8 protein-coding genes are annotated in these 9,939 nt (G+C 61.1%); 3 read left to right on the forward strand and 5 right to left on the reverse strand.

All coding sequences use genetic code 11. The features are described from left to right. From VGU61_RS22555 to VGU61_RS22565, 3 genes are all read left to right on the forward strand, one after another. Positions 1-1,828 (forward strand): peptidase domain-containing ABC transporter (locus tag VGU61_RS22555; protein ID WP_326861562.1); only part of this gene is annotated, 1,828 nt, incomplete at its 5' end. Continuing rightward, positions 1,825-3,171, forward strand: a complete 1,347-nt coding sequence (locus VGU61_RS22560) for a sigma-54 dependent transcriptional regulator (RefSeq protein WP_326861563.1) — start codon at positions 1,825-1,827, stop codon at positions 3,169-3,171. The genes VGU61_RS22555 and VGU61_RS22560, both read left to right, overlap by 4 nt. A gap of 1,087 nt (positions 3,172-4,258) precedes the next feature. Next, entirely contained in the window at positions 4,259-4,948 is a 690-nt protein-coding gene (locus VGU61_RS22565) for a DUF4197 domain-containing protein (RefSeq protein WP_326861564.1), read from the forward strand. Positions 4,949-4,964: 16 nt separating this feature from the next. Here the strand turns inward: VGU61_RS22565 and VGU61_RS22570 are convergent, their stop codons facing one another. From VGU61_RS22570 to VGU61_RS22590, 5 genes are all read right to left on the reverse strand, one after another. Further along, positions 4,965-7,637, reverse strand: coding sequence for a protein kinase domain-containing protein (locus tag VGU61_RS22570; RefSeq protein WP_326861565.1), 2,673 nt, complete (start codon positions 7,635-7,637; stop codon positions 4,965-4,967). Beyond that, positions 7,627-7,851, reverse strand: coding sequence for a hypothetical protein (locus VGU61_RS22575; RefSeq protein WP_326861566.1), 225 nt, complete (start codon positions 7,849-7,851; stop codon positions 7,627-7,629). Before VGU61_RS22575 ends, VGU61_RS22570 begins: the two co-directional genes overlap by 11 nt. Before the next feature lie 641 nt (positions 7,852-8,492). Further along, positions 8,493-9,263 carry a PP2C family protein-serine/threonine phosphatase gene (locus VGU61_RS22580; RefSeq protein ID WP_326861567.1) on the reverse strand — a complete coding sequence of 257 codons (771 nt, stop codon included), beginning with the start codon at positions 9,261-9,263 and terminating at the stop codon, positions 8,493-8,495. A 104-nt stretch (positions 9,264-9,367) separates the two neighbouring features. Then, complete coding sequence (locus VGU61_RS22585; protein WP_326861568.1) at positions 9,368-9,643, reverse strand: hypothetical protein; 276 nt, start codon at positions 9,641-9,643, stop codon at positions 9,368-9,370. Between the two features lie 61 nt (positions 9,644-9,704). Further along, the coding region (locus tag VGU61_RS22590) for a hypothetical protein (RefSeq protein ID WP_326861569.1) at positions 9,705-9,939 on the reverse strand (235 nt) is incomplete at its 5' end.

Genomic DNA, 9,939 nt, shown 5'->3' on the forward strand with positions numbered 1-9,939 from the left:
CCGCAAGATGAGCGTGGAGGAATTCGAGCGCGGCTGGCATGGCACCTGCCTGGTATTCACGCCCGGGGACAACCTGGTGCAGCTCGACGTGGAGCGCTCGCCGTGGATCCGCTTCATCGGCTACCTGCGCCCTTACAAGAAAATCCTCGTCAACCTGTTCATCGCGACTTTCGTGATCCAGATGCTGGGCATCGTGCCGCCGGTAATCATCCAGAATGTGCTGGACGGTGTCATCGTGCACCAGAATTTCAGCCTGCTGCACCTGTTGATCACCGGCCTGATCATATCGACGGTGTTCACGCAGATCATGACGACAATCCGCGCCTATCTCGCGAATTTCATGGTGCGCAACATGGACTTCGCAATGATGTCGCAGTTCTTCAAGCACACCATGTCGCTGCCATTTTCGTTCTTCGCGAAACGCAAGGCAGGCGACATCCTGGCGCGCTTCGAGGAGAACGCAACGATACGTTCGTTCCTGACGGAATCGACGGTGACGACGGTGCTCAACCTGCTGATGGTGTTCATCTACTTCACGATCCTGTTCCTCTACAACGTGAAGATGACGCTGGTGCTGATCGCCTTCGTCATTCCGATCATGCTGCTGACGGTACTGGTGACGCCGAAGATCAAAAACTATGCGCGGGAAGGGTTCGCGACCGCTACAGATGCCAAGGCCTACCTGATGGAAACGCTGGGCGGCGTGGAAACCATCAAGGGCATGGGCATCGAGCGGCCCATCCGGCTCAAGTGGGAAAAAAAGTATGCGAAGTCGCTCGAAGTCCAGTATCGCGCCCAGTCGTTCAACATCCTGGTGTCGCTCGGCAGCCAGTTGCTGCACGCCGCCACCACCATCGCCATCCTGTGGGTCGGCGCCAACCTGGTCCTTGCGCGGGAACTGACCATCGGCCAGCTGATTGCTTTCAACGCCCTGATGGGCAGCGTGCTGGCACCTCTGATGGGGCTGGTCGGATTATGGAGCCGGCTGAACGATGCCGGCGTGGCAATGGAGCGGCTCGGCGACGTTCTGGACATCGAACCGGAACAGAAGGCAAGCGACCTGTCGTCGCGTGTTCTGCTGCCGGACCTGCGCGGTGATATCCGGCTTGAAAATGTTTACTTCCGCTACGGCGGTAATGACGATTCCTATGTGCTGGAAAACATCAACCTCGAAATCAAGCCGGGCGAGCTGGTCGCCATCGTCGGGCGCAGCGGATCGGGCAAGACCACGCTCGCCAAGCTGCTGGTCGCCTTCTATCCCCCCAGCGAGGGAAAGATCATGGTGGACGGCTATGACCTGAGCATCATCGACAAGGAGTATTACCGGGCGCAGGTGGGCTATGTCATGCAAAGCAACCTGCTGTTCTCCGGCACGCTCGCGGAAAACATTGCCAGCGGAGACGAAAGCCCCGACCGCCGCCGCATCGAGGAAGTCGCGAAGATGGCGGACGCCCATGCGTTCATCGCGAAGATGCCGATGGGATATGAACAGATCGTCGGCGAGCGCGGTGTCGGCCTGTCGGGCGGCCAGATCCAGCGCCTGTGCATCGCGCGGGCGCTCTATCACGATCCGCACCTGCTGGTGTTCGATGAAGCGACGTCGGCGCTGGATACGCAATCGGAAAGCAACATCATCGGCAACATGCATGAAATACTGAAGGGGCGCACGGCAGTCATCATCGCGCACCGTCTCAGCACCATCATGCAGGCGGACAAGATCCTGGTTCTCTACGAAGGATCGGTCGTCGAACAGGGCCGCCACGACGAACTCGTCGCCCGGCGGGGAATGTACTACCAGCTCGTTCAAAAACAGCTCAGTGCGGCATGAAAATACTAGACCAGGAAGATGACGGCGGCTCGGCGATATCGCATGCGGGCCTGATCGAAAAAATCGAGATCCTTCGTTCCTCGCTGCGATGGGCGTCAAGGCTCGAACGCACGGACATCGACAAGCTGCTGCGGCAGGTGACGGCGATGCGCGATGAGGTGATGCAACTGTCGCACAAGGAGCGCTTCGTCCGTGCGGCGAGCGCGGAACTGCCGGCGGTGCCGCAGATGCCGCAGTCGCAGGGCGAACGGCGCAAGGCGCTGCTCGCACGCAGCTTCGTGTTCGAAGGCATCTTCGGCGACAACCCGAAGCTGCTCGATGCGCTCGAGGTTGCCGAGAAGGCGGCGCCCACCGATCTGCCTGTTCTCATCGACGGCGAAAGCGGCACCGGCAAGGAGTTGATGGCCAAGGTGATCCATGCCAATGGATCACGTGCCGACAAGCCGTATATCTCCGTCAACTGCGGCGCCATCCCTGACAACCTGCTGGAGTCCGAACTGTTCGGCCACAAGAAGGGATCGTTCACCGGCGCGGTGAATGACCGCCGCGGAAAATTCGAAAGCGCGCACAAGGGTACGATCTTTCTCGATGAAATCGGCGAGCTGCCGCTGGCCGGGCAGGTCAAGCTCCTGCGCGTGCTGCAATCGCACGAAATACAGCGGGTCGGGTCGGATGAAACCATTCCGGTGGATACGCGCATCGTGGCCGCCACCAACAAGAACCTGCGCCGCCTGATCGAGCAGGGCACGTTCCGGGAAGACCTGTTCTACCGGCTGAGCGTGATTCATCTTACTTTGCCCGCACTGCGCGAACGCAAGGATGAAATACCGCTGCTGCTCGCCTACTATGCCGACGAATCGGCGGAAACGCTGAAGCGGCGCCCGGTGAAGATGACGCCGCGCCTGCGCGATTTCATGATGAACTACGCCTATCCCGGCAACATCCGCGAGCTGCGCAACCTCGTCTACCGCATCTCCTGCCTGGGAGGGGAAATCGCCGACATCACCCATCTGCCGGAAGATATCCGGCCGGCGCCGCCGTCCATGAGTTCCGGCAATGCCATCGGTGCGTTGCAACCTTCGTCAGCACCGTCATCGCTCTCCTCGATTCCGGTTTCCCTCACCGATGCCAAGCGCGCCGCGAGCGACGAGGCGGAACGGGCGTTTCTCGAACGGGGCTTGCGGGAAACGCGTGGCACGGTGGCGGAGCTGGCCAGGCGCTGTGATATGAACCGTTCGCATTTGCAGATGCTGTTGAAGAAACATGGGATTCATTCGAAGGATTTTAGGGTGCGGCAGCCGGAGCCGAATGGGCGGGAGTCGGGGGATGTGAGGGGGAATTGATGTTGGAGTCCTGCAGTCGCCTGTCAAATCCGGCTCATTGAATGCAAGCAGGCGGTGGCTGTTCATTCCTTTTTATCGACGCTAAACGTGACGTGATCAGAACGGATCAGAAATGAATTTTTCTGAGCCCCAGGCAAGTTAACTACGGGCGCCGTGCAAGGGGGAATCCAAGGCGACGTAGTGTCTCCGGTAATGCAACGCTGCTGGTTCTCCGAAGAGACAAGCCGGGACTGGCCCCGGCGGGCCACCTACTTTTTTGCTTCGCCAAAAAAGTAGGCAAAAAAGGCGACCCCGTTATCGCCGCCCCTTCGGGGTGCCCAAAAGTGCCACGGTCAAAACGGGAAGTGAAACAAACTCGCCTGCGGCTCAGACAGGTTTCACTTCTATTTCCGTTTTGACAGCGTCACTTTTGGCGTCGCTAAAAGGGGGAAACGGCCAACCCCATCCCCACCCTGGCCCTCCCCTTGAGGGGAGGGAATTGTTCTATCCTTTAGCTTGCACACTCATAAGGCAGGCAAAGGAAGCTTCAAATTTTCACCGCTAGCGGCAAAGTAAAGAACGGAGGATTCCCTCCCCTGCAAGGGGAGGGCCAGGGTGGGGATGGGTTGCGCCGTTCTCCCCTGCTGGCGACGCCAAAAGCAGGCGTGCTGAAACGGACAAAGAAGCGAAATCTGTCTGAGCCGCAGGCGAGTTTATTGCGCTTCCCGTTTCAGCACGCCTGCTTTTGGGAACCCCGAAGGGGCGTCGACTGGGGGTCGCCTTTCTTTGCTTCCTTTCTTTGGCGAAGCAAAGAAAGGAAGTGGCCCGCCGGGGCCAGTCCCGGCTTGTCTCTTCGGAGAACCAGCAGCGTTGCATTACCGGAGAATCTCCGTCACTCTGGATTCCCGCCTGTGCGGGAATGACAAGGGCCTGGCAGCTATTTGTGATGACGCAATGCGTTACAGACGTTGCATTGAACAATGCAGGCACAAGTGCGATCAGGAAGAATGATTGCCTCGGTTGCTCCATCGCCATGTTCACGCAATCGCCATGACTGGCATACACTGGCACTCACATCCAATCAATCCCCCGCACCATGGAGCCCACCATGCTGAACATCGCCAACGCAAAGTCACTCTTCCTCGCCGCCCCGTTTCTCGCCGCGAGCGCAATGGCCGCCTCGCTGGCCGACCTGTCCAACGTCGACGCATCGAACGGCCTGAAAGCCGCACTGGAAAAAGGCTCGGTCACCGCAGTCGAAAAACTGGGCGTGCCGAACGGCTTCCTGAGCAACGACAAAGTCAAGATCAAATTGCCCCCCATCCTCGAGAAAGCCCGCCCGGTACTGAAAATGACCGGTCAGGGGCAACAGCTCGATGACCTGGTGGTGTCGATGAATCATGCGGCGGAAGCAGCGGTGCCCATGGCCAAACCGCTGTTGCTCAATGCCGTGCGTTCCATGTCCGTATCCGATGCCAAGCAGATACTCACCGGCGGGGACACGTCGGTGACCAACTTCTTCCGCGACAAGACCTCGGCACAGCTCGCCGTCAGGTTCCTGCCGATCGTGAAGAAGGTGACCGACCGGTCGGACCTGTCCGCCAAGTACAACGGCACGATGGCCCAGGTATCGAAACTCGGCATCGGATCGCAGCAGTCGACGGTGGAAGAATACGTGACGCAACGCGCCCTCGACGGCTTGTTCACCATGATCGCCGAAGAGGAGAAGGCGATACGGCGCGATCCGGTCGGCACCGGCAGCAAGATCATCGGCAAGGTCTTCGGCGTCTTGCAGTGAGCCTGCGCGACGCGGATCAGTTCCTGGCCTGCGCGGAACCCTCCGCCGCCTTGTCGGCGAAGAACATCCTGCCGTTCTCGGTCCGCTTGTCGTCCTTGAACTCGCCTTCCCAGTAGCTGCCGTTGGCCCAGGTGTAGCGGCCCTGGCCGTGGGAGCGTCCCTGCACCCAGGAGCCCTTGTAGACATCGCCGTCGCGAAACCACAAGGTGCCCTGTCCATGCGGCATGCCGTCCCTGACATCGCCCTGATAGCGTATTCCGTTGGCATATTCGATCGTGCCCTTGCCATTGGGGGCGTCTTTCGACCAGTCGCCGGTATACCGCTGGCCGTTGTGCCAGGTGAACTTTCCCTTTCCTTCCTTCACGCCCTTGACCAGCGTGCCTTCGAACCGGTTGCCGTCGGCCCAGATGATCCTGCCGGTCCCGGACATGATGCCGGTAACGGGATCGGAAACGAAATCGCCGATCAAGGTCTGGTCACCCGCCTTGATGGTCCTGCGGCCGGTGGCAGACGGCTCCGTGGCAGGCCTGCTTTCCGCATCGGCTTCCGTGCGGGTGTCGGTGCGTACATCGGTGCGCGCCGCCGGTGCGGAAGGGGATAACGGTTTCAGGTTGGCCTGGCGTTCCGGCATCCTGGGCTCGCCGCTGCTCGCCGTTGGTGCAGGCTCGCGTGCTTTCTCGGCAGCCGGGGGCTGCGATGACTCGGCGGCCGGCGAGGCCGGTTTGATGCCGGCCAGCTTGTCACGCGCGAGCGCGGAGAAGCGCCCCTGCGGATACTTGCGCAAATAGGATTCATAGGCGGGCCCCTGGTTGAGCGCGGTCGCCATATCCCACATCTTCGACTCGGCGGCCCACGCCGATTGCGTTGCGCCGCCCTGGGGAGCGGTGTTCTGCGCATCGGCATTCTGCGCCGGGGCTTTTTCCACCGCCTTGTTGTCCGTCGTCTTATTGTCCGTCGTCCTGATCTCCGTGGCCTTGGTTTCCGCAGCCTTGGTTTCCGCTGCCTTGGTCTCGCCGGCCCGGGAACGTTGCTCAGCGGCTGCACCCGGTGTCGCCATCGCTTGCATCGATTCGAGCTTGCGCCTTGCGATCGCGGCGTACTGTCCGTCCGGATACTCCCTCAGATAGTTGTCGTAGTCGATGGCATGGTCGGCCGAGACTGTCCTGCGCCATAGTTTCTCTTCGGCCTGTGACCGCGACGGTGCCGGCGCGACTTTTGCCGGTGCCGGCTCTGCTGCCGGCGGTTCACTGTTGCGCGGTGCAGCGGCCGGCTTGTCGGAGGCCTGTGGCGGCGCCGCCGCCGGCTGTCTGACCGTTCCCTGCACGGATGCCTTTCTTGCAGGCGACGGCGCGGGCGCAGCCGGCTTCTGCGCTTCCTCGTCCACCGCGCCGCTGCCGCCTGAGGATCCCTGCACGGACGATCCTTCCGACAGCGCAAGGGGCGTCGCAGCCGACCGGTCATCGGCAGGTTCGCGGCTTCCCAGGTACAGGCCCGAGGCCAGTCCGGCGACCAGAACAGTGCCGGCGGCGAGCCACTTCGGCCATGAACCGGCGGCTGCTTGCATCATGGTTGCCGCCCGTTGGAGGGCAGGAGCCAGCGCAGTCTTTCCATAGGTGGCGGAGCGCACGCGGGTGGCGGCCGGCGGCGCATTGCCCATCACTAACGTCTCGTCGATGCGGCGGGTTGCGTCGTCTTCCGGCGGCCGTTTCGAGCGAGTGGGAGGCATGGATCTCGGCACGGTTTCCCCGAGGTCCAGCGCATGCCGAAGCTCCGCGATCGACTGGAAGCGATGTTCCGGCCTGACGGCAAGCGCCTTGTCGATCACCGCCAGGAAGTTGCTGCTGTACCTGTCCTTGCCCGCCACGCGCGCCGGGACCAGTTCGTCAGTCATAATGCGCGCCACCGAGGGCGGCGGCGCCGTGCCGGTGATCAGGTAGTACACCACGCCCGCCAGCGCATAGATGTCGGTCCAAGGCCCCTGGCGCATCCCGCCGTTATCCGCGTATTGCTCGATCGGCGCATAGCCCGGCTTGAGTATCACCGTCAGGCATTGGGTCAGATCGCTGATCACCATGCGGGCGGCGCCGAAATCGAGCAGCAGCGGGCGTCCATCCTTGAGCAGCAGGATATTATCCGGCGCGATGTCGCGATGAAAGCATTGCGCGCGGTGAATCGTCTCGATCGCATCGCAGAGATCGGACAGCAGCAGCCTGATCCAGCTTTCATTCGGCTTGATCCGGTGTTCCTTGACCGCCTGACGCAGCGTAACGCCATCGTAGTAGGGCATCGCCATATAGGCAGTGCCGTTCTCTTCCCAGAAACGGTGTACCTTCACCAGCGCAGGCGAGTCGAACTGCGCCAGCATCCGAGCCTCGTTGACGAAACTTTTCAGGCCGACGGAGAACGCATGGCTGTTGCGCTGGGACTTGACCGTCACGGCCATTTTCGCCGTGCGTTCCACCAGGCCGGACGGCAGGTATTCCTTCAGGGCCACGCGGCGGTTGAGCGAGTGATCATAGGCCAGATAGACGATGCCGAATCCGCCTTCGCCGATCAGTCCCAGGATTTCGAATTCTCCGAGATGCGTCCCGGCAGGAAGCGCCATGCCCGGATGCTCCTCGCTGCGGGTAAGGGTTTGCTGCGCAACGGCCTGACTGCGCGTCCTGCCCGTGTGGTTGTCATGATTCATATCGAACACCTACCGTTTCCTGATCGCCGTCCCGGGCGAACGCGGTTTCTTCGAGCATGGTTGCCAACGTCGCCATCGCGGTCATTTGCGGATCCAGAAAGGCGCCGTGCCAGGCAATGCATACAAGAAGCTTGCCAGCACCGGTGGTCTGATCCTGATCCGCATGTCGCCGGGGACAAGCCGTGATCAACATGCGTGCATCGGCAGCCTGCATGCGAGAGTGTCCGGACCCGGCAGACTCGCGGACCGCATGCATGGTCGACGCTGCGGAACAGCGGCATGCGGGCAGCGTGCATGGGCGTGGGAAGCAGACCGGCATCGTGCCACCGAATGCCGCAGGATTTTTTGGCCAGGATCATGGTGTGCGCATCGTGTCGCAAATTAGAGCGCATGGAACCCCCGCGGCGGGATGTATTTGTTCTTGATGCGGCGGATCCGATGGCGTACGGGAAAGGATGCGGCGGTATGCCTGAAAAGGAGCCGGCGAAAACTGTCGGATGTGATTCGACACTTTCTGCGGCCGGCCATGGCAAGCGTTGGAATATATGTGACACGTTGACAGACGCCATGACCTCGTCCGCACACGCATGACGATGCGGCAAACGGCTTCCTGGCGAACGCCTGCCACGCAGTGATATCGCAGGGAGGCTGTGTCGATCAAGGCTTTGCATGCAGTGTCCTGCATTGATGAAGTGATGGGTACGAGTCGGGCGCTGCCGGTGACTGAATCGCCGACAGCCATGAGGAAGGTGAACGGGGCGGAGGGATTGCAGCGGCGGCTGCATGCCAGACACCATCGGCCATGCGGCGCATCCGATTTCCTGCCATGAGGCCGCATGGCCCGGCACCGCTGTGCTACAGCGCCGGATTCAATACGGTCCGTTCCGCGCTGAACATGTCTTCGGCGCGCACCACGACAACCGATATGTTGTCGCGCCCCCCACCCTGGAGCGCCATGTCCGTCATCGCTTCGGCTGCATCGCGGCAGTCGCGCGAGACGAGCGCCTTGCGGATATCCTGCTCGGGCACTTCATTGGTCAGTCCGTCGCTGCACAGCATGAACATGTCGCCATCGAACACATCCATCGTTTCCTCTTCCAGTTCGAGGAAGTCGGCCACGCCGACGGCGCGCGTGATCAGGTTGCGGGCAACATGCGTCATGGCGTCCTCGTCGGTGATCTGATGCCTGGACATCAGCTCTTCTATCTGGCTGTGATCCCGCGTGAGGCGCCGCAGCGTTCCGCCCCGGTAAAGGTAGATCCTGCTGTCGCCCGCCCACAGATAGCCGCAACGGCGTCCATGCGCAAGCAGGACGACGACCGTGCTGCCGATGATGTGCGCGCCGCGGGTTTCCGCTTCCGTCAGCAACTGCCGGTTGACGGTCTGCAACCGGTCACGTGCATCGGTCATCAGCTTGGCGAGGCTGGGCGCGGGCGGGAGCTGATTCAGGCTTTCGATGACGAGGCGGCTGGCAAGGTCGCCGAGCGTGTGGCCGCCCATGCCGTCCGCCACCGCCCACAGTCCGCGTTCCGCCTGATCGAGGCACGCGTCTTCGTTGATCTGCCGCACCCGGCCGACGTGGGTGCAGGAAGCCGACAACCATTGGAAACCCGTCGTGTCGATCATGGCAACCTCGCTGAATCACATCTCTTATCCGGCAACGTGGCCCGGCGGCATTGCATTGCCGCGGGCTTACCTGCCTTCCTTGTCATGCATTGTCCAACCCGCGGCTATTTGATATTGGTGCTCCGGTTATCCGCATCGACATTGATAGTCGAATTGGCGCCGGTGTTATTGACTTCAATCGACTGGAACTGGTTAATCATCTGATCAGCGTAATTGTTGATCTGGAAGAAGTTGATTGCCTGTCCCGATCCGATGGCGCTGCTGCTGAACGGCCTGATCCATCCATACACCCATGGAGCGCCACCGCCCTTGATAGCGGACATCGCTGCACGATCGAGCTGGCGGTCGATGCGTAAATCCTTGATGGTGAGTGATGACATGTTCATCTCCAAAGTGTCGCTTGTTATGCCGGCCGTGGTTGCGATCGGCTTTCTTGTGGCCTTACAGGGCGATACCTGCGTTGGCCCATTGCGAAGGGCTGACGTTCAGGTTGAGCGGACCGAAGCCGGCACCGATCACACCTACATTGTTCAACGCATTGACTTGGACATTCTGCAGTTGCGCAATGTTCTGGTGAACGCCGACATTGACATTGGCAATCGGACCCAGTCCGGCCAGCCAGGAATTGCCGCCACGAACCTTGCTCATGGCGCAGCGGTCGAGCTTCCTGCTTTCG

The sequence above is a fragment of the Noviherbaspirillum sp. genome (genome assembly GCF_035944575.1).
Lineage (GTDB): Bacteria > Pseudomonadota > Gammaproteobacteria > Burkholderiales > Burkholderiaceae_D > Noviherbaspirillum.

Excerpts from the sequence above, each read along its gene's own strand:
- VGU61_RS22560 (WP_326861563.1), top strand. The coding sequence starts at position 1,825 with ATGAAAATACTAGACCAGGAAGATGACGGCGGCTCGGCGATATCGCAT.
- VGU61_RS22565 (WP_326861564.1), top strand. The coding sequence starts at position 4,259 with ATGCTGAACATCGCCAACGCAAAGTCACTCTTCCTCGCCGCCCCGTTT.
- VGU61_RS22570 (WP_326861565.1), bottom strand. The coding sequence starts at position 7,637 with ATGAATCATGACAACCACACGGGCAGGACGCGCAGTCAGGCCGTTGCG.
- VGU61_RS22575 (WP_326861566.1), bottom strand. The coding sequence starts at position 7,851 with ATGCAGGCTGCCGATGCACGCATGTTGATCACGGCTTGTCCCCGGCGA.
- VGU61_RS22580 (WP_326861567.1), bottom strand. The coding sequence starts at position 9,263 with ATGATCGACACGACGGGTTTCCAATGGTTGTCGGCTTCCTGCACCCAC.
- VGU61_RS22585 (WP_326861568.1), bottom strand. The coding sequence starts at position 9,643 with ATGTCATCACTCACCATCAAGGATTTACGCATCGACCGCCAGCTCGAT.